The 19,905-nt window shown below is 72.2% G+C and carries 14 protein-coding genes; 9 read left to right on the top strand and 5 right to left on the bottom strand.

The window, feature by feature from the left end; translation table 11 throughout:
* Window positions 1-51: 51 nt before the first annotated feature.
* Window positions 52-510 (top strand): rhodanese-like domain-containing protein, encoded by a 459-nt coding sequence (locus tag ACFY23_RS10930; protein ID WP_350684492.1) that lies wholly within the window; start codon window positions 52-54, stop codon window positions 508-510.
* Window positions 511-753: 243 nt separating this feature from the next.
* Here the strand turns inward: ACFY23_RS10930 and ACFY23_RS10925 are convergent, their stop codons facing one another.
* The 3 genes from ACFY23_RS10925 to ACFY23_RS10915 form a co-directional block, all read right to left on the bottom strand.
* Window positions 754-1,059, bottom strand: coding sequence for a cupin domain-containing protein (locus ACFY23_RS10925; RefSeq protein ID WP_350684493.1), 306 nt, complete (start codon window positions 1,057-1,059; stop codon window positions 754-756).
* A gap of 160 nt (window positions 1,060-1,219) precedes the next feature.
* Window positions 1,220-1,864, bottom strand: coding sequence for a response regulator transcription factor (locus tag ACFY23_RS10920; protein WP_350684494.1), 645 nt, complete (start codon window positions 1,862-1,864; stop codon window positions 1,220-1,222).
* On the bottom strand, window positions 1,816-3,129 hold the full coding sequence (locus tag ACFY23_RS10915; RefSeq protein WP_350819711.1) for a sensor histidine kinase: 1,314 nt from the start codon (window positions 3,127-3,129) through the stop codon (window positions 1,816-1,818). Before ACFY23_RS10915 ends, ACFY23_RS10920 begins: the two co-directional genes overlap by 49 nt.
* A gap of 100 nt (window positions 3,130-3,229) precedes the next feature.
* On the opposite strand from ACFY23_RS10915, the gene ACFY23_RS10910 reads away from it, so the two are divergent.
* The 8 genes from ACFY23_RS10910 (at window position 3,230) to ACFY23_RS10875 (ending at window position 14,723) form a co-directional block, all read left to right on the top strand.
* The gene (locus ACFY23_RS10910) at window positions 3,230-5,380 is read left to right on the top strand and encodes an MMPL family transporter (protein WP_350684496.1); all 2,151 of its coding nucleotides are present in this window, start codon (window positions 3,230-3,232) and stop codon (window positions 5,378-5,380) included.
* Window positions 5,381-7,297: 1,917 nt separating this feature from the next.
* A complete protein-coding gene (locus tag ACFY23_RS10905) occupies window positions 7,298-8,323 on the top strand; it encodes a LacI family DNA-binding transcriptional regulator (RefSeq protein WP_350683586.1) in 1,026 nt (341 codons plus the stop codon).
* A gap of 60 nt (window positions 8,324-8,383) precedes the next feature.
* Window positions 8,384-9,979: an FAD-dependent oxidoreductase gene (locus ACFY23_RS10900; protein WP_350683584.1), complete on the top strand. Its 1,596-nt coding sequence runs from the start codon at window positions 8,384-8,386 to the stop codon at window positions 9,977-9,979.
* A gap of 23 nt (window positions 9,980-10,002) precedes the next feature.
* Window positions 10,003-11,286, top strand: a complete 1,284-nt coding sequence (locus ACFY23_RS10895; protein ID WP_350683582.1) for a sugar ABC transporter substrate-binding protein — start codon at window positions 10,003-10,005, stop codon at window positions 11,284-11,286.
* Window positions 11,287-11,298: 12 nt separating this feature from the next.
* The gene (locus tag ACFY23_RS10890; protein WP_350683580.1) at window positions 11,299-12,246 is read left to right on the top strand and encodes a sugar ABC transporter permease; all 948 of its coding nucleotides are present in this window, start codon (window positions 11,299-11,301) and stop codon (window positions 12,244-12,246) included.
* On the top strand, window positions 12,236-13,078 hold the full coding sequence (locus ACFY23_RS10885; RefSeq protein ID WP_350683578.1) for a carbohydrate ABC transporter permease: 843 nt from the start codon (window positions 12,236-12,238) through the stop codon (window positions 13,076-13,078). Before ACFY23_RS10890 ends, ACFY23_RS10885 begins: the two co-directional genes overlap by 11 nt.
* Entirely contained in the window at window positions 13,075-14,016 is a 942-nt protein-coding gene (locus ACFY23_RS10880; protein ID WP_350683576.1) for an ROK family protein, read from the top strand. The genes ACFY23_RS10885 and ACFY23_RS10880 overlap by 4 nt, the downstream gene beginning before the upstream one ends.
* Window positions 14,013-14,723, top strand: coding sequence for an N-acetylmannosamine-6-phosphate 2-epimerase (locus ACFY23_RS10875; RefSeq protein ID WP_350683574.1), 711 nt, complete (start codon window positions 14,013-14,015; stop codon window positions 14,721-14,723). The genes ACFY23_RS10880 and ACFY23_RS10875 overlap by 4 nt, the downstream gene beginning before the upstream one ends.
* A gap of 286 nt (window positions 14,724-15,009) precedes the next feature.
* On the opposite strand, the gene ACFY23_RS10870 is transcribed toward ACFY23_RS10875, so the two are convergent.
* A complete protein-coding gene (locus ACFY23_RS10870; protein WP_350683572.1) occupies window positions 15,010-15,705 on the bottom strand; it encodes a hypothetical protein in 696 nt (231 codons plus the stop codon).
* A gap of 144 nt (window positions 15,706-15,849) precedes the next feature.
* Window positions 15,850-19,899, bottom strand: coding sequence for a ThuA domain-containing protein (locus ACFY23_RS10865; RefSeq protein ID WP_350683570.1), 4,050 nt, complete (start codon window positions 19,897-19,899; stop codon window positions 15,850-15,852).
* Window positions 19,900-19,905 lie beyond the last annotated feature (6 nt).

Below are 19,905 nucleotides of genomic sequence, written 5' to 3'. Positions count from 1 at the left end.
TGTCGTTCGCGCCGCTGGTGAGCGGGCGAGCCGCCCGACAGGATCATTGGCATGTCGAAGGCTCTTTCCATCCCGCCGGCCGCGCCGGCCGAGGCCGCCGCCCACTTCGCCGCCCGGCTCTCCTTCGAGGCCGACGTCAGCGACGTCCGCGCCGATCTGGAGGCCGGGGTTGCCGGACTCGTCGTGGTCGACTCCCGCGGCGATGAGGCGTGGCGGCAGGGCCACCTGCCCGGCGCCATCCATCTGCCGACGCGCGAGATCGCGGCGCGGGCGGCCGAGGTGATCCCGCCCGGCACGGCGGTGGTCACCTACTGCTGGGGCCCGGGCTGCAACGGCGCCACGCGGGCCGCCCTGGAGTTCGCCAAGCTCGGTTACCCCGTGAAGGAGATGATCGGCGGTTACGAGTACTGGGTGCGCGAGGGCCTTCCGGTGCGTACGGCCACCGGGCTCACCAGCCGTCCGGTCGATGACCTGACCGCACCGGCGTTCGCCGTGTCCTGCGCCTGCTGATCGAACAGACCGATGACCATCAGACCGCCGCTTTCCGACCATTGAGGGCTGAGTCCGGCGCGGTGATCGTTCGGCTGCATCTCGTTGATCTCGCTGATGGTCAGCCCGGCCTCCGGGCGGTCGGCCAGGGCGTCGCGCAGTTGTGGCAGCTGCCCGGCGGCGGTGAACGCCGCGATGGTCGCCGTGGCCTGCTGCCGCGCGTTGAGCTGAGGTTCGTTCTGCACGTGTCGCTGTCCTTCCCGGTCAGTGCTTGTGGGCCTGCTCGTACAGCTCGTCGGTGACGGGTTCGAGCCAGGTGGTGGGGTCGCCGCCGTCGGGCTTGGCTTCGAGCATGGCCAGGTGGCTCATGAACGTGTCTGCGGCGGCACCGTGCCAGTGCTCCTCGTCGGGCGGGCAGATCACGGTCTCGCCGGCGTGGATACGGACCACGGAGCCGTCGCGGGTGCCGACCAGGCCGACGCCTTCGGTGACGTGCAGGGTTTGGCCGACGGCGTGCGAGTGCCAGTTGGTGCGCACGCCGGGCGTGAACCGCACGAGCGCGACGGTCATCCGTGACGGGCCGGTGCCGTTGTAGATCGGGGCATGGACACCCAGGGCTCCGTACGTGAGTTCCTGACCTCCCGGCGCGCCAGGATCACCCCCGAACAGGCCGGACTGCCCGACTTCGGCGGCACCCGCCGCGTCGCCGGGCTACGCCGCGCCGACCCGCTCACCCCTGCAGGTATGCGAGGACCGCCAGCACCCGGCGGTTGTCGTCGTCCGACGGGGGCAGCCCCAGCTTGCTGAAGATGTTGTTGATGTGCTTGCTGACCGCCTTCTCGGTGACGAACAGCCGCCCGGCGATCGCCGCGTTCGACCGGCCCTCGGCCATCAGGCCCAGCACCTCCCGCTCCCGCGCGGTGAGCTCCCGCAGCGGCTGCGCCGCCGAGTTGCGGGCGAGGAGCTGGGAGACGACCTCCGGGTCCATCACCATGCCGCCGCCGGCGACCCGGCGCACCGCGTCGACGAACTGGTCGACATTGGACACCCGGTCCTTGAGCAGGTAGCCCACTCCCCCGCCACGGTCGGAGAGCAGCTCGCGGGCGTACAACTGCTCGACGTGCTGGGAGAGCACGAGGATCGGCAGGCCCGGCAGCCGGGTCCGGGCCTGCAACGCCGCCTGGAGCCCCTCGTCGGTACAGGTCGGCGGCAGGCGCACGTCGACGACCGCGACGTCCGGCTGGTGCCGGACCAGCGCCGGCAGCACGGACGGCCCGTCGGCGACGGCCTCGACCACCTGGAAGCCGAACGCGTCGAGGATGCGCGTCAGCCCGTCCCGGAGGAGGGCGAGATCCTCCGCGATGACAACTCGCACGGCAGCTCCATGGTCACGACAGTCGGTCCGCCGGGCGGACTCGTCACGGTCATCGTGCCATCGAAGGCTGCCAGACGGCGTTGCACGCCCGACAGGCCGGTCCCGGAGTCCGGCGTCGCGCCACCCCGGCCGTCGTCGCCGACCACCATCGCCAACCGGCCGTCGCGGTACGCCAGCCGGATCCACGCCCGCGCCGCGCCGCTGTGCTTGGTGACGTTGGCCAGCGCCTCGGCCACCGCGAAGTAGGCCGCCGACTCGACCGCCGCCGGCGGGCTGCCGGGCAGCGCGACGTCGAGTTCCACGGGCAGCGGCACGGCCAGCGCGAGCGCCCGCACGGCGCCGTCCAGTCCGCGTTCGGCGAGCACCGGCGGGTAGATGCCGCGGACGAGGTCGCGCAGCTCGACCAGGGCGCGGCCGCTGGTCTCCTGCGCCTCGGTGAGCAGCCGCTGCGCCGCCGCCGGGTCGTCGGCCATCAGCTTCTCGGCCAGGCCGATGCTCATGCGCAGCGCGACGAGCCGGGCCTGGGCCCCGTCGTGCAGGTCGCGCTCGATCCGGCGCAGCTCCGCGGCCTGGGTGTCGACCGTGTCGGCCCGGGTGGCGGAGAGCTGCTGGACCCGCAGCGCCAGCTCCTGCGCCCTGGTCGGGGCCAGGAAGAAGCCGGCGAAGCGGAAGTGCAGCCACACCAGCCACGGCGCGACCACCAGGCCGGCGAACAGGAACAACCATCCCTGGGGTACGGACAGCACCGCCTGCACGAGGTTGTCCATCGGCCAGAACACGCCGTAGCCGTACCAGTCGATGGTGAGGAACAGGACCACGGGCACCAGCAGGACGCCCTCCAGCCCGTACGCCGGCAGGACGAACGCCAGCAGGCACGCCCCGCCGGTCGCCGCGCCCGGGATCAGCCAGGCGAAGTCCCGCCAGGTAGCCGGGTCCCCCACCACCCAGCGGAACCGCCGCCAGGTGCCGAACCGGGCGCCCTCCGGCACCGGCGGGTACGGCGACACGATCGGCATCCCGTGCCACCCGGCCAGCCGGCGTTGCAGCCCGGTCGACCACCGCACCAGCACGGTGACCGCGGGGAACAGCGCGAACCCGATGCCGAAGACCGGGATGAGCGCGAGCGAGACCACCGACAGCACGAACAGCGTCACGTTGGTGGTCAGGCTGAGCAGGGCCACGGCCAGGCCCTGCACGGCGGCGAGCGCGCCGGGCCGGACCGTCTGCCGGACGAACGCGCGTACGGGGCTGTCCACGGCGCCCATTCTCCGGCACGGGTCCCACCGGAATCGGTGGTGCTACCACCACCTGCGTTCGGGACCTGACACCCCTGCCTCCGGCCCCCGCCCGCCGAAGGATCGAGGCGTGAGAACAACCAGGCAGGAGAGACCCGACATGTCCCGGCGGCAACGACTGGCCGGCCTACCGTCCGGCCGGCGCACCAAGTACGCGATGCTCGTCCTCTGGCTCGTCCTCGTGGCGGTGGCCGGACCGCTGGCGATCAAGCTGACCGGGGTGCAGAACAACGACACCCTCGGGGCGCTGCCCGCCGGCGTGGAGGTCAGCCGGGCGGTGCAGCGGGCGGAAGCGGCGTTCCCCGACTCCCAGGCGCCCCTCGCGGTCGCCGTCTACGTGCGCGAGAGCGGGCTCACCGACGCCGACCGCGCGAAGGTCGACGCCGACCGGGCCGCGTACGCCGCGTACGCCGACGGCGGCCAGGTGCCGGCCCCGGTCCCGAGCGAGGACGGCAAGGCGGTGCTGGTGTCCTTCCCGGTCGCCGGCGACGACGAGCAGCGGGCGGACGCGGTGGCCGACATCAGGGAACGGCTGGCCGCCGACGCCCCCGACGGGCTGCGCACCGCGCTCACCGGCGAGGCCGGCGCCACCGAGGACGTCTTCGACGCGTTCGCCGGGATGGACACCGCCCTGCTGCTGGCGACCGCGGGCACCGTCGCGCTGCTGCTGCTCGTCACGTACCGCAGCCCGATCCTGTGGCTGATCCCGCTCCTCACGGTGGCGCTGGCCAACCAGGTCGCCAGCGCGGTCGTCTACCTGCTGGCCGAGTACGGCGGCCTGGCGGTCGACTTCCAGAGCCAGAGCATCCTCACCGTGCTGGTCTTCGGCGTCGGCGTGGACTACGCCCTGCTGCTGATCGCCCGGTACCGGGAGGAGCTGCGTCGGCACGCCGACCGGCACGCGGCGATGGCCGTCGCGCTGCGGCGGTCGATCGGCGCGATCTGCGCCTCGGCGGCGACCGTCGCCGTCGGCCTGCTGTGCCTGCTCGCCGCGGAACTGCCGGCCACCCGGGGCCTGGGTCCGGTCGGCGCGGTCGGCATCGCCGCGGCGTTCCTCGCCATGACCACGCTGCTGCCAGCCGTGCTGGTCATCTTCGGGCGCTGGCTGTTCTGGCCGTTCGTGCCCCGCCACACCCCCGACGCGGTCGTCGACGACGAGGCGTCCGGGCACGGGCTGTGGCGGCGGGTCGCCGGCGTCGTCGGTCGCCGCCCGCGCGCGGTGTGGATCGGCACGGCGGCGGCGCTGGTCGCCCTCAGCTTCGGCATCGGCAACCTCAGCATCGGCATGCCCGGTGACCAGTCGTTCACCACCGAGGTCGGCTCGGTCACGGGCCAGCGGATGATCGCCGCGCACTACCCGAGCGGCACCGTGGCGCCCGCCGAGATCCTGGCCACCGCCGGCACGGCCGACCAGGTGGTGGCCGCCGCCCGCGCCGTGCCCGGGGTGGCCGAGGTCGGCGAACCGCAGCGCTCCCCCGACGGCCGGTGGGTACGGGTCGCGGCCGTCCTCGCGGACACGCCGGACAGCGACGCCGCGCTGGACACCGTGGACCGGCTCCGCACCGCCGTGCACGCGGTGCCCGACGCGCAGGCGCTGGTCGGCGGGGACACCGCGTACCTGCTCGACGAGGAACGCACCGTCGGCCGCGACAACCGGGTGGTCGTCCCGCTGATCCTGGCGGTGGTGTTCGCCGTCCTGGTGCTGCTGCTGCGGGCCCTGGTCGCGCCGCTGCTGCTGCTGGCGAGCGTGGTGCTGTCCTACGTCGCCGCGATGGGCGCGGCCGGGCTGATCCTCGACGCCATGGGCTACACCAAGCTGTTCGTCGGGATTCCGCTGCAGACGTTCCTGTTCCTGGTCGCCCTCGGCGTGGACTACACCATCTTCCTGGCCACCCGGGCCAGGGAGGAGACGGCGCGACTCGGGCACCGCCGGGGCGTGCTGCACGCGTTGACGGTCACCGGCGGCGTCATCACCAGCGCGGGCGTGGTGCTGGCGGCCACCTTCGGCGCGCTCAGCGTGCTGCCGCTGGTGCCGTCGGTGCAGTCGGCCGTCATCGTCGGCGTCGGCGTGCTGCTGGACACGTTCCTCGTGCGCAGCCTGCTCGTGCCGGCCCTGGCGCTGGAGGTCGGCCGCCGTACCTGGTGGCCGGGCGCGCTGTCGCGGCCGGGGTCACCGTCGGTCCGGACGCGGCCGGTCGAGTCGGCCGGGGCGGGGGTGTAGCGCCGGGCCGCCGCGGCACGGGGGCGGGTTCGCCGGCGGGCGCCGGCCGTATCTCCGGGTACGGCCGGCGCCCGCCGGTCAGTTGCCGCCCTGGTCGTGCGGCACGGTGACGGTCACCGCGCAGCCGACCGGCCGGCCGATCTCGTCGTGGCCCGCGTACGTCAGGGTGTAGACCCGGTCCCCGCCGGCGCCGTCGCCGCGCCCGCAGCCGGCCGCCGGTGTCCGGGGTGCCGAGGGTGAAGCCGCTGACGTCCGCGGCGTCGCCGCCGGTCACCGCCGTCAGGGTGAGCGCGTTCGGGCCGAGGACGCCGTCGCGCAGGTCCGCCGTGACGGTGACGTCGACCAGTTCGTGACTCGGCGGCCACAGCACCGGACGGTCCACCACGCAGTCCACCTGCCGGGCGGGCACCGGCTGGTCGAGGTTGGCGACGGCGTGGCCGATCGTCGCGGTGAGCCGCCCGCCGGCCTCGTAGTACATGTGCGCCGTACGGCCGTCGAAGTAGAACGTCGGCGCGGCCGACCGCCCCAGGTCCGGCGCGGCGCCCATCGAGTCGTGCACGACGCCGAGGTGGACCTCCCGGTCGAAGTTCTCACCCACGTCCACGGCGTGCATGTTGCCGTCTGCGGCATGGAAGATCACCAGGTTGCGCCCGTTCCAGCGCAGGAAGAACGGCCCCGAGGCGTTCGGGCCCTCGATGCCCTGCGGGGTCACGATCGGGTCGGGCTGGACGGCCCAGGTCCGCGCGTCCGGGGAGACCGCCCAGCGGATCCGTCGGGACACCGGCCCGGTCGGCCCGGGCAGCGCGGCGGTGGGATTGTCCATGAAGAGCATCAGGTACCGGCTGCCCAGCCGCGGCACCGCCTGCTCGAACACCCGCGCGTAGGAGGTCTCCCCACCCGTGCTGTGGTCCCGGCTGACCGCCGTCCCGCCGTAGCTGAAGTGGATGCCGTCCTCGGAGGTGGCGTACCGGGTGATCGAGTTCTCGCCGTGGAAGTAGAGGAACAGCTTCCGCTCGCCCTCGACCCAGATCGCGTGCGGGGAGGAGACGTGGCTGACCGTCGAGTAGTGGGGCAGCCAGGTGTTGCTGATCAACGGGTTGGCCCGGTACTCGATCCACGGCCCGTCGATCGAGTCCGAGTACGCCAGGGCGATCCCGCCGGGCCGCTCGTGGGGCGCGTAGTACAGGTAGTAGGTGCCCAGCGGGTCGGCGAAGTAGTCGGCGGCCCGGATCACGCTCGGGAAGATGAACTCGTTCGTGGGGTTGTAGGTGAGGGCGCTCTTGTCGAACGCGGTGCCCGCGTAGGTGAAGCGGGGGAAGTCCGGCGCCGGGTCGGCGGTGGCCGGAGCGGCACCGGCCACGGTGGCGACCAGGATGCCCACGCCGGCTGCCGCCACGGCGGCGCGGCCGGGCGCTCGGACGGGTGCTTTCGTCATGGCTGCTCCTGCTCTGCTGGGGTGGTGGGGGCGTTCCCCGGCCGGCCCGGGTCGGGGAGGCGGTGCGGGGACCGTCGAGCGGAGATCAGGGGGACGGCCCCGTACGGGGTGGTGACGGTGGACGTGGCGCATCGCGCCACGGGGCGACGCGAGGTCACGCTGGGTGAGGCGGTCGGTTGACCGCAGCGGCGGGCGGGCCGCCCGGCCGAAGACTAATACGTATTAGCATTCACGCTTCTCGAATGCTGCTCGACATGGACCGGCCTTGTCAAGGGCTCTTCCGGCGCGCCCCGTCCGCGCGGTGGACGTCGCGCCCAGCCGCGCCCGTCGGGCGTCCACTCGCGAGCTAATGCGCATTACTGCTGGAAGTTCATCTCGCTGAAATCTCTGCGCCCACCCCTTGACACACGCCCGGTCGGGCCGCCAGGCTCCTCCCAACGCCGAGCGCTAATACGCATTAGCCGCACCGGAAGGACATCGTCGTGCCCGCTACCCCCCGACGCGTCACGCAGCGTGACATCGCCCGCCTGGCCGGCGTCAGCCAGGCGACCGTGTCGCTGGTGCTCAACAACCGGGCCGACGCCGACGTCCGCATCGCGCCCGAGACCCGCGACCGGGTGCTGCGGGCCATCGCCGAGACCGGGTACGCCGCCGATCCCGTTGCCCGCCGGCTCGCCTCGCGGTTCAACCGGATCATCGGCGTCTTCACCTACGAACCCGCCTTCCCCAGCGGCAGTCGCGACTTCTTCCACCCCTTCCTGCTCGGCATCGAGGACTACGCGGAACGCGTCGGCTGCGACCTCCTGCTGTTCACCAGCGCCCCGGTGGTCGACGGCCGCCGGCGCATCTTCCACCAGGACAACCGGCTCCGGCTGGCCGACGGGTGCATCCTGCTCGGGCGGGAGATCGACGGCGCGGAACTGAGCCGGCTCAACCGCGACGGTTTCCCGTACGTCGCCGTCGGCCGCCGCGACGACGCCGGCGGTCCGGTGCCGTACGTCGGCGCCGACTACGCCACGGCGGTGGGCGACCTGGTGGGCCTGGCCCTCGCCCGCGGACACCGGCGTCTGGCCTACCTGAACATGGGCACCACCGCGGAGTCCTCCGAGGACCGGCGGCGCGGTTTCGTCGCGTCCGCGACGGCCGCGGACAGCGCCCGCCACCTGACGACCGCCGCCCAGGACGCCGAGGCGATCCTCGACGACCTGCTCGCCGACCGGACCACCGTCGCCTTCGTGGAGGACTTCGCCACCGCCGTGGCGCTGGAGCTGGCCACCCGGCGACGCGGCCTGACCGTACCCGGCGACCTGTCGATCCTGACCCTGGGCGACCCGACCGTCCCGGTGCCCACCGACATCGCGTTCACCGGGTTCCGCATCCCGCGCGAGGAGATGGGCCGGCAGTCGGTCGAGGTGCTGACCGGCGTCATCGACGGCAGCGCCGACGGCGTGCAGCAGCGGCTGCTCCCCTGCGAACTCGTCGAGGGCGACACCCTCGGCTCCCCCTGATCGGCGGTCGGCCGCGCCCATCGCGGTGACCGTGCAACCGGAAGGAAGCAAGTGGTACAGATGCGTGCGGACGTCCTCGTCGTCGGGGGCGGGCTGGGTGGGGTGGCGGCGGCGCACGCCGCGGCCCGGTCCGGCCGGTCGGTCATCCTGACCGAGGAGTTCGACTGGCTCGGCGGCCAGCTCACCAGCCAGGCCGTCCCGCCGGACGAGCACTCCTGGATCGAACAGTTCGGTGCCACCGCGAGCTACCGGGCCCTGCGCACCGGCATCCGCGACTACTACCGCCGGCACTACCCGCTCACCGAGCGGTCCCGGGCCTGGACCGACCTCAACCCCGGGGCCGGCTGGGTCAGCCGGCTCTGCCACGAGCCCCGGGTGGCCGTCGCCGTCATCGAGCAGATGCTGGCGCCGTACCGCGGCTCCGGCCGGCTGACCGTGCTCCAGCCGTACCGGCCGGTCGCCGCGGAGACCGACGGGGACCGCGTGGTCGCCGTGACCGTCGCGCACCGCGACCGCGACGACCGGATCGAGATCACCGCCCCGTACGTCCTCGACGCCACCGAGACCGGCGAGCTGCTGCCGCTGTCCGGCACCGAGTACGTCACGGGCTTCGAGTCGCAGGCGGACACCGGCGAGCCCAGCGCGCCGGCCGAGGCGCAGCCGATGAACATGCAGGCCGTCTCCGTCTGCTTCGCCCTCGACCACGTCGACGGCGACCACACGATCGACCGTCCCGCCGGATACGACTTCTGGCGCGACTACAAGCCCGACTTCTGGGGTGACCGGCTGCTGTCCTGGCGGTCGCCGCACCCCCGCACCCTGGAGATCGTCGAGCGCAGCTTCACCCCCAACCCGGACGACGACCCACTGGTCGTCAACGCGGACCAGCGGGTCAACCCCGGCGACGGCAACCTCTGGACGTTCCGGCGCATCGCCGCCCGGCGCAACTTCACCGACGGCACGTACGGCAGCGACATCACGCTGGTGAACTGGCCGATGATCGACTACTTCGAGGGCCCGGTCATCGACGTGCCGAACGCGTCCTGGCACCTGAGCAAGGCCCGCGAGCTGTCGTACTCGGTGCTGTACTGGCTGCAGACCGAGGCGCCCCGGCCGGACGGCGGCACCGGCTTCCCCGGCCTGCGCCTGCGCGGCGACGTGACCGGCAGCCGCGACGGCCTGGCGCAGGCGCCATACATCCGGGAGTCGCGCCGCATCCGGGCCGAGTACACGGTCGTCGAGCAGGACCTGTCGCTGGCCGTCCGCGGCGAGCACGGCGCGGTCAACTACCCGGACTCGGTCGGCGTGGGGATGTACCGCATCGACCTGCACCCGTCGACCGGCGGCGACAACTACATCGACGTCGGCTCCTGCCCCTTCGAGATCCCGCTGGGCGCGCTGATCCCGCAACGCGTCGAGAACCTGCTCCCGGCCGGCAAGAACATCGGCACCACGCACGTCACCAACGGCAGCTACCGGCTGCACCCGGTCGAGTGGAACGTCGGCGAGGTCGCCGGCCTGCTCGCCGACTTCTGCCTGGCGCGGGACGAGTCCCCGCGCGCGGTCCGCGGCACCCCCAGCCTGCTGGCCGACTTCCAGGACCGCCTCTCGGCGGCCGGCGTGGAGATGCGCTGGCCCCGGATCGCGGGCTACTGAACACCCCCGGTAAGGAGAAGATCATGAGATTGGGAAAGGGTGTGCGCGGTGTCGCCGCGGCACTGGCCGGCGTCCTCGCGCTGTCCGCCTGCGGCGGCGGTGACGGCGCCGGGGACAAGGGCCCGGCCAGTCTGCGGATGACCGTCTGGTCGGCCAACGAGGCCCACCTCAAGCTGTTCAACGAGATCGCCGACGAGTACCGCAAGACCCACCCGGAGGTCGCGGCCATCACGTTCGACCCGCTGCCGTTCGAGAACTACACCACGACGCTGACCACCCAGATCGCCGGCGGGAACGCCCCCGACCTGGCCTGGATCTTCGAGAACTCCGCCCCCGACTTCGTCGCCTCGGGCGCGCTGCTGCCGCTGGACGAGACCCTCAAGAAGGCCGAGGGCTACCAGTACGACGACATCTCCCCGGCCACGATCAAGCTGTGGCAGGACGACGGCAAGCTGTACGCGTACCCGTTCTCCACCTCGCCGTTCGGGGTCTTCGTCAACACCGACATGGTCAAGAAGGCCGGTCAGAAGACGCCCGCCGAGCTGATCGCGGCCGGGCAGTGGAACTGGGACACCGCGCTGGCCGTCGCCGGCGCCACCGCAGCCGCGAGCGGCAAGGCCGGCCTCGTGATCCGCGACTTCGACTACAAGGGCTGGGACAACCTGTCGACCTTCTGGACGGGTTGGGGCGCCCGCGCGTGGAGCGAGGACGGCAAGTCCTGCGGCTTCGCCGCCCCGGAGATGGTCGAGGCGATGACCACCCTGCACAAGGCGATCTTCACCGGGAAGGCGCTGCCCGGCCCGGGTACGACCGCCGACTTCTTCGCCGGTGACGCCGCCATGACGGTCACCCAGATCTCCCGCGCCTCGCTGCTGAAGCCCGACGGCTTCGGCTGGGACCTGGTCCCGCTGCCGGCGGGCCCGAAGGGCGGCTACGCGGTGATGGGCCAGGCCGGCGTCGGGGTGCTGAAGAAGAGCCCGAACGCCCAGGCCGCCGCCGACTTCCTGGCGTTCCTTACCAACCCCACCAACTCGGCCAAGCTCGCCCAGTTCTTCCCGCCGCCGCGGCAGTCGCAGCTCACCGCGGAGACGCTGGCCAAGACGAACCCGACGCTGAAGCCCGAGCAGTTGCAGAAGGTCGTCATCGACGGCATCACCAACGGCGTCGTCAAGCCCAGCCACGCCGGGCAGGCCGAGCTCAGCCAGCAGGTACGCGCCGGGCTCGACCCGCTGTGGAAGGCGGACGCGGACGTCCCGGCCGTCCTCGGCGCGCTCTGCGCCAAGATCCAGCCGCTGCTGGCGAAGTAGGGCAGCCGGACCATGTCCCAGACGGACACGAGGGTGGGCGGGGTCGAGGCCCCGCCCGCCCGGGGCGGGTCGCGGCCGTACTGGACCAGCCGCCGCCGCGACCAGCTCACCGGTTACCTGTTCATCGCGCCGCAGCTGCTCGGCAGCGTCGCCTTCGTGATCCTGCCGCTGGTCCTGGTGGTGTGGTACAGCCTGCACGAGTGGAACGTGCTGGCCGGCACGTTCGACTTCGTCGGCACCGAGAACTACACGGCCCTCGCCGAGGACAGCAACCTCGGCGCGGTGCTGCGGGCCACCGGCCTCTTCTCGGTCGGCCTGGTCGTGTTCAACCTGGCCCTGGCCCTGCTGCTCGCCGTCCTGCTCAACCAGAAGCTGCGCGGCACGATCCTGTTCCGCACCCTGTTCTTCTCCCCCGTGGTGGTCTCGCTGGTGGCCTGGACCATCGTGTGGGGGTTCCTGCTGCAGGACAACGGCGGCGTGAACGGCCTGCTCGACACCGTCGGGGTGGACGGGCCGAACTGGCTGCGCGGCGAGGGCACCGCGATGCTCTCGGTCGTGGTGGTGCAGGTGTTCAAGAACGTCGGCCTGAACATGGTGCTCTTCCTGGCCGCCCTCCAGGGCGTGCCGGCGGAGCTGTACGAGGCCGCCGAGGTCGACGGGGCCAGCCGGATGCGCCAGTTCTGGCGGATCACCGTGCCGCTGATCAGCCCGACGATCCTGCTCACCTCGATCATCACGGTGGTCGGCTCGTTGCAGGTCTTCGCCCAGATCGCGGTGCTCACCCAGGGCGGCCCCGGCACCTCGACCACGGTGCTCGTCTACTACCTCTACCAGCAGGCGTTCCAGTTCCACCACTTCGGCTACGGCGCCACGCTGTCGATCGTGCTGTTCGCCATCGTGCTCGCGCTCACCGTGCTGCAGTGGCAGATGCGCAAGAGATGGGTCTTCCATGAATCGTGACCTGTCGCCCCGGACCAAGCTGGTGCTCTACGGGGTGTTGCTGGTCCTGGCGATCCCGTTCGTCTTCCCGACCTGGTGGATGGTCACCTCCTCGCTGAAGCCGGTCGCCGACATCTTCGCCTTCCCGCCGCAGCTCCTGCCGACCAGCCCACGGCTGGACGCCTACCAGCGGGTGTTCGAGTTGCAGCCGTTCGGCCGGCAGTACCTGAACAGCCTCTACATCGCGCTGGTGGTGACCGTCGGCACGCTGGCCGTGTCCGCGCTGTCCGGGTACGCCTTCGCGCGGATCCGGTTCCGCGGCCAGAACGTGCTGTTCCTGGTGGTGCTCGCGGGCCTGCTCATCCCGAGCGAGGTGACGATCGTGCCGCTGTTCCAGATGTTCTTCAAGCTGGACCTGGTCGACACCCACTGGCCGCTGATCCTGGTGCCGATCCTCGGCGCGCCCAGCGTGCTGGCGACGTTCATCATGCGGCAGTTCTTCATCAGCCTCCCGGGCGAGCTGGAGGAGGCGGCCCGCGTCGACGGGCTGGGCCGCTTCGCCACCTTCTGGAAGATCGCGCTGCCGCTGTCCCGGCCGGCGCTGGGCGCGGTCGCCATCTTCACGTTCCTGCACAGCTGGAACCTCTACCTGGAACCGATCGTGTTCCTCTCCACGCCGGAGAAGTTCACCCTGCCCCAGGCGCTCACCCAGTTCGTCGACGCCTATGGTGGCCCGATGTGGAACGTCCAGCTCGCCGCGGCGTCGATGACCGCGTTGCCGGTCCTGGTGGTCTTCGTCATCGCGCAGAAGCAGTTCGTCGAGGGCCTGGCGCACACCGGGCTCAAGGGATGACGACGCCCGCTCCCCTGGTGGGCCTCGACATCGGCGGCACCAAGACGGCGGCGGCGCTGGTCGGCCCGGACGGGCAGGTGCTCCGGCGTCGCCTGGCGCCCACCCCCGCCGCGTCGGGCCCGGCGGCCGTGCTGGACACCGCCGCCGGGCTCGCCCGGGACCTGCTCGACGCGGCCGGCCCCGGCCCGGTCGGCGTGGGCACCGCCGGCACGGTCGACCCGACCACCGGCACCATCCGGTACGCCACCGACAGCCTGCCCGGCTGGGCGGGCACGAGGGTCGCCGACGAGCTGGCCGGGCGGCTGGGTCGACCGGTCCGGGTCACCAACGACGTCAACGCCGCCGCGCTGGGCGAGTGCTGGGTGGGCGCGGGACGGGGCCGCCCGCACCTGCTGCTGGTCGCGGTCGGCACCGGCCTCGGCGGAGGCATGATCCGGAGTGGCCGCCTGGCCACCGGCGCCCGGGGCGCCGCCGGCGAGGTGGGGCACCTGCCGGCCCCCGGCGCCGAGCGGCTGCGCTGCGGGTGCGGCCGGTACGGGCACCTGGAGGGCATCGCCTCGGGCACCGGGCTGTCCGCCGCGTACACCCTGGAGACCGGCGTGCGGATCACCGGACGGGCCGTGGCCGAACGGGCGGCGACCGGCGACCTGGCCGCCCGGCAGGTCGTGGACCGCGCCGGCACGGTCCTCGGCCGGGCGCTCGCGGGGCTGGTCGCCGTGCTCGATCCGCAGGCGGTGGTGGTGGCGGGCGGGGCGGGTGCCACCCTGTTCCCCGGCGCCCGCGCCGCCTTCGCCGCCGAACTGCCCGCGGCCTGGGCGGACGTGCCCCTGTTCCCCGCGGCGCTGGACGCCGACGCGGTCGTGGTGGGCGCCGCCCGACTGGCCGGCGACGCCAGCCCGACACCGGCCGCGGCCGACGACGAGAGGACGAGACCGTGAGTGTGTTCGACGACCTGGCCGGGGGCCTCGTGATCTCCTGCCAGCCGCTGCCCGACGAACCCGACGACCCAATGCGCGACCCGTACGTCCAGGCCCGGGTGGCCGCGTCGGTGGTACGCGGCGGCGCGGTGGCGGTCCGGGCCAACGGCACCGCCGACATCACGGCGATCCGCGCCGCCGTCGACGTGCCGGTCATCGGGTTGCAGAAGGACGGCGTCGACGGGGTGTTCATCACCCCGACGGCGGCGCACGCGGTCGACGTCGCCGCGGCCGGGGCACACATCGTCGCCGTGGACGCCACCGACCGTCCCCGTCCGGACGGGCGGACCTTCGCCGACACGGTCCGCGTGGTCCGGGAACGCACCGACGCCCTGATCCTCGCGGACGTCTCCACCGTCGAGGAGGGGGTGGCCGCCGTCCGCGACGGTGCGGACGCGGTGGCCACGACGCTCTCTGGCTACACGCCGTCGAGCCCACCCGGCGACGGCCCCGACCTGGACCTCGTCGCAGGGCTCGCCGCGCTCCTGCCGGTGCCCGTGATCGCCGAGGGCCGCTACCGGAGTCCGGAACAGATCGACCGGGCCTTCGCGGCCGGAGCCCACTCGGTGGTGATGGGAAACGCCGTCACCTCTCCGTTGTGGATCACGCGCCGGCTCGTCGCGGCCACCCGCCGGACGGCCGTGGCGCACGGAGAGCACCGGGCCTAGCACTCGACGGCATGGCGTTGACGGTTCGGGTGGATCAAGGCAGGCCACCTGCGCGTTGCCGAAACGATCGGCGCAGCCGCCGCCCCACGCGGTTGCACGGAGCCGGGTCGGGTGGGCCTCAGGCTCGATGGCGATCGTGGTCGCTGCCGGGAGTGAGGTGTCGGGCTGGCCGGGCAGGTGTAAGGGCACGGCGGTTGAGTGCGCAGCGAACGCCGACAACGCTGGGGCGGCCGCGAGTCAACGCCGCCTGACCCTCAGACCCGGTGAACGCTCATGGTCACCACAACTAGATGCTCTCCTCGCACACCTTGCCGCTCACCGCCGACGCGGCCCGCAGGAGGGCGTACTCGACCTCCATGTCGGGTGGGCCGAAGCCGTAGTTGGGGTAGTCGGCACGCATGTCCTCGATCGCGGCGTCGAGCTCGGCCGACGGGCCGCCCTCGGCGAGCAGCACCACCAGCGGCTCCCACATCGCGCCGCCGAGATCGGGTATGCCGCGCAGCGCCTCGAGGTAGCGGCCCGGCCGGAGCAGGTCGAGCGCGGTGTGGGCGAGCTTGTCGGCCGCACCGACCAGCAGCGCCGCAGCGTGGTCGAGCTCCTCGGTCGTCGTCACGGTCGCCGGGTACCTGCCGGGGTCCAGGCGCAGGTGGTAATAACTGTCCTCCGGGCATTGGCGGGTCTCGACGAACCCGATCCGGTAGGACGCGGCGTTCTTGTCCAACGGGATCGGAGGCTGGCCCCAGCGGGCGGCGCGCCAGTTCAGGTACTCCCACCACGCAACCGGCACCACATCGATGCCCACGCAGACGAAGATCGTGCCGCCGCCGACGCTGCGCATCACACTCCGTCCGACAGTGACCTGTGCGACGCCGTCGGTCGTGACGACCGACCAGGTCCCGCGAGTGCCCCGGAAGCCCAGCGGCCGCACAACGGCACCGATGTCCTTGTTCAGCCGGCTCGTCGTCTGCGCGGGAGTGATCATCCGGTAACCGTAACCGCTCGACGCGCCCCGTCGAGACGGCAGCAGGCAGCCGTGCCGGCCGGGCCGGCACGATCGTCGTCGCGGCGGCGCGGCCGGCGGTACGCCGGGTGCGGAGGGATCACCTCCGCACCCGGCGCCTGGCTGCTACAGGTCCCGCACCCGCACGTTGCGGATCTCGATCAGGTCGCTGCTGCCGTGGTTCTGCAACCCGACGAATCCACTCAGGAACTGGCGCAGGTCCGTGGGCGGGTCGCCCTGGCGCGACGACGACTTGCCCGGCGTGTTGTCGAACTCGTTGATCACGACGCCGTTACGGGTGATCGTGTAGTGCTGCCCGACCACCCGAATCTCGTAGTCGTTCCACTGGCCCTTCGGAGTCACCCCGGCCTGGTCCAGCCCGATCGGGTCGAAGTTGTAGATCGACCCGGTCTTCTGCGGCTCACCGGTGGGGCCGTCGTAGATCTGGATCTCGTGACCGCAGTAGATCGCCACCCACGCCTGCGAACTGCGGGCCGACCCGACCGTGCCGCAACTGCCGGCCGGTCGCTGCTCCAGCGGCGTCCGGGGGTCCGGGAACCGGACGAACGCGCCGCTGTTGGCGTACGTGTTGCCGGTGGAGACGTCCCGGAACTGCAGCCGCAGGGAGAAGTCCGCGAACTCCTGCTTCGCGTACCAGAGCATGCCGAGCCCGCCCGAGCTGCGGATCGAGCCGTCCGGCTGGAGCGTGAACGACCCGCCGGGCGCCTGCCGCCAGTCGGCGAGCGAGCCCGCCGAGCCGTCGAAGATCGGCTGGTAGCCGGGAACCTTGCCGATCGGCGACTGGGCGGCGGCCTTCTGCAGCGCGGACGCCTCGCGGCTGTCGAGGACGCCGGCCTTGCGCAGGTCGCCCACCACACCGGCGACGTGGCTCACGAACTGGCCGTGGTCGGTCCACATGCGCTCGTCGTCGATCAGGTCGTTGACGGTGCAGTTTCCGCCGACCTCGTGGCTGGTCACGCCGGTGTCGGTGTCGAGGAGCCGTACCGTCTTGCGGGTGTCCGGTGCGGCGCACCCGACGACCACCTCGATCGTTCCGGTGGCCACCTCGCCGTCGGCGTAGGTCACCTTCACCGTCGCCCGGTAGGTGCCGAACTCCGCGTACGTGTGGGTGGGGTTGGCCTCGCGCGACGGCGCGCTGCCGTCACCGAAGTTCCACTCCCAGGCCACGCCGCCGGCCTTCGCGCTGGAGAAGGCGATGGTCTTCGGGTTGCTCTGCGCGACGGCCCGCGCGGTGGCGTGGCTCGGGTTCGGTGTCGCCGGGCCACCCTGGTAGGCGATCCGGATCAGCTTCTGGTTGGGGTGGAGGCTGAAGAACCCGCCGGCGTAGTCGAGCAGGTACAGCGCGCCGTCCGGGCCGAACTTGGCGTCCATCCAGGACTGGAGCTGGGTGCCGCCGCTGCCCGAGCGGATGATGCTGCGCAGGTCCTCGGCGAAGGCCGGGGGGCCCTGCTTCGGCACGTTCGCCGGGTCGACGGTCACCGCGACCCGGTTGTTGGCGTTGGACTGGTCACCGATGAACCACTTGTTGTCCCAGTACGCCGGCCACGCCACGCCGCTGTCGACGTCGACCTTCTCGCGCTGGTAGGTGGGACCGTCCATGATGGCCTGCCCGCCGCCCTTGAGGTACGGCTGGGTGAACGTCTCCTCACCGACCTGGTAGGTCGGCAGGCCGCTGCCGTCGGTGCGCTTCGGGTAGACCGGGCCACCGCCCTGCGGCGAGTACCAGATCATGTTGTCCCGCGCCGGCGGGATGTTGACCAGGCCGGTGTTGCGCGGCGAGGTGTTCTTCAGGTTGTCGCAGTCGTACCAGCCGGCGAGCACGGTGGCGTCGGTGTTGCTGCGGTCCCGGTATGGCTGCCGGTTGCCCATGCAGTACGGCCAGCCCTGGTTGCCGGCGGAGGTGATGATCGTCGCCGTCTCGTACTTCGCCGGTCCGAGGTCCGGGCTCGGGCCACCGGCGTCCGGGCCGACCCAGGCGGCGGTCAGCCAGTCGTTGACCGGGTCCCAGGCGATCCGGGCGATGTTGCGCACGCCCATCACGTAGATCTCCGGACGGGTCTTGCCGCCGCCCTCCTCCGAGCCGGTGAACAGGTTGCCTTGGGGGATCGTGTACGTGCCGTCCGCCTCCGGGTGGATGCGGAGGATCTTGCCGTTGAGGTCGTTGGTGTTGCCGGAGGTGCGGCGGGCGTCCTGGAACGAGACGCCCTTGTACTCCTGCGTCCAGTTGTTGCCGGAGTAGCCGTTGGAGCCGCCGGAGGAGTTGCTGTCACCGGTGCCGATGTAGAGGTTGCCGGACTCGTCGAAGGTCATCCCCCCACCGGCGTGGCAGCAGCTGTGGATCTGGGTGTCCCAGCTGAGCAGGTCCTTGCGGGTGCCCTGGTCGATGGTCTGCTTCGCGGCGTCGTAGGTGAACCGGGAGACGGTCCGCTTGCCGATGCGCCGGTCGCGGTCGATCGACTCGTGCGGCATCCAGTAGACGTAGATCCAGCGGTTCTGCGCGAACTTCGGGTCGAGGGTGATGCCGACCAGGCCCTCCTCGTTCTTCACCAGTTCGCTGCCGCTGCCCCGGTTGCCCATCACGGCGAGGGTGGTCAGCAGCTTGACCTGCTTCGTCTTCGGGTCCCACTGGTGGATGGTCCCGCAGCCGAGGCCGACCTTGGGGTCGTCCCAGCTGACGATCGGCCCGGACGGGCAGGCCGCCTTGCCGATGTAGAACACCGTGCCGTCGGGCGCGATGGTCAGGCCGTGCGGCTCGCCGATCTGGTCGAGCTGGCCCGGCTGGTTGGTGGCGGTCAGCCGCTCGATCCGGTAGTTCGAGGCGACGGTCGCCTGGCAGTCGCCGCGGACCAGACCGGCGGTCCACCTGATCGCGCCGAGCAGGTGACTACGGAACTGCCTGTCGGTGGTGTAGCTCGCCTCGGTGCGCCCCATGCCGGTGTAGAAGGACCGGCCGCCGTCGTAGTCCTGGCACCATGAGATCGGGTGGAAGGCGCCGTTGCCGCTCAGGCCCGGGTTGTAGCTGCCCTCCTCGACCTGTGCGACGGTGTGCACCCGGCCGGTCGGGCTCGGGTCCCAGTTGATCCACTGGTCGGACCGGGTCACCTTCAGCGGCAGCCCCTGGTTGGCCGGGTGCTGCCGGTCGGTGAAATCGACCACCGCCCGCTGCACCGTGGCGTCCGGCGGCGGGCCCGCGTCCGGGCCGATCAGCCACAGCTCGGCGAGCTGGACCAGCGGCTCCCCGCCGTTGGCGGTGACGTTCAGCCGGTAGTGCTGGTAGGCCTTGCTGTTGGTGAAGCTGAACTGCCGGGTCTGGAACCGCTGCGGGAACGTCTCGTTGCTGCGGGTGTCCAGGTCGGTCCAGGTGGCGCCGTCCTCGGAGCCCTGCAGGGTCCAGTTCTTCGGGTCCCGGCCGGGGAAGTCGTTCGCGGAGGTCAGCGCGTAGCGGCTCACCACCACCGGCTTGGCCAGCTTCGCCGCCAGCCAGCCGGTCGGGTTGAAGGTCAGCCACTTGGTCCCGGTCGACCCGTCGATCGCCTTCGCGGCGGTCTCGTTCGGCGGGTTCTCGGCGCTCGCCGAGGCGGAGACGGGCTTCTCGGCGTTCGGCAGGCCGGCGGCCGGGCGGGTGCCGATCAGGCCGGTGAACCAGGCGGAGGTCGGTTGGGCGCGGGCCGCGTCGTGCACGCCGAGGAAACCACCACCGCCCTTGATGTACGCCTGGAACGCCGCCTCCTGGGCGTCGTCGAGGGTGACCCCGTTGGCGGACAGGAACACCACGCTCCGGTACCGGGCCAGGTTGCCGAAGGTGAACACCCTCGGGTCGGCGGACGCGTCGACGGCGAAGCCGTGCTCGGCGCCCAGGTCCCGGATCGCGTCGACGGCCTTGGTGACCGGGTCGTCCTGCTGGTCCACCGGACCGTGGAAGACCAACAGCTTCACCGAGGCCGCGGCCGCGGCCTCGGCGGGCGCCGCCTGCACGGGCGCCGGGCCGGCGGCGTGCGCGGGCAGGGCCAGCAGGCCGAGCGTCAGCACGGCGCTCGCGGCGAGGGCGCTCGTGCGTCGTAGGGCCCGGCGGGTGACCGGTGGTGGGGAGGCGGTGACGTCGACGGGCCGACGTCCGCCCCATCGGGACAGCCGGAAACGGCGTTGATGAGCCATTTCGAC

The sequence above is a fragment of the Micromonospora sp. NPDC000121 genome, from assembly GCF_042899165.1.
Taxonomy (GTDB): Bacteria; Actinomycetota; Actinomycetes; order Mycobacteriales; family Micromonosporaceae; genus Micromonospora.
Note: the sequence above shows the minus strand (reverse complement) of the source record. Positions and strands in the feature narration are given on the sequence as shown.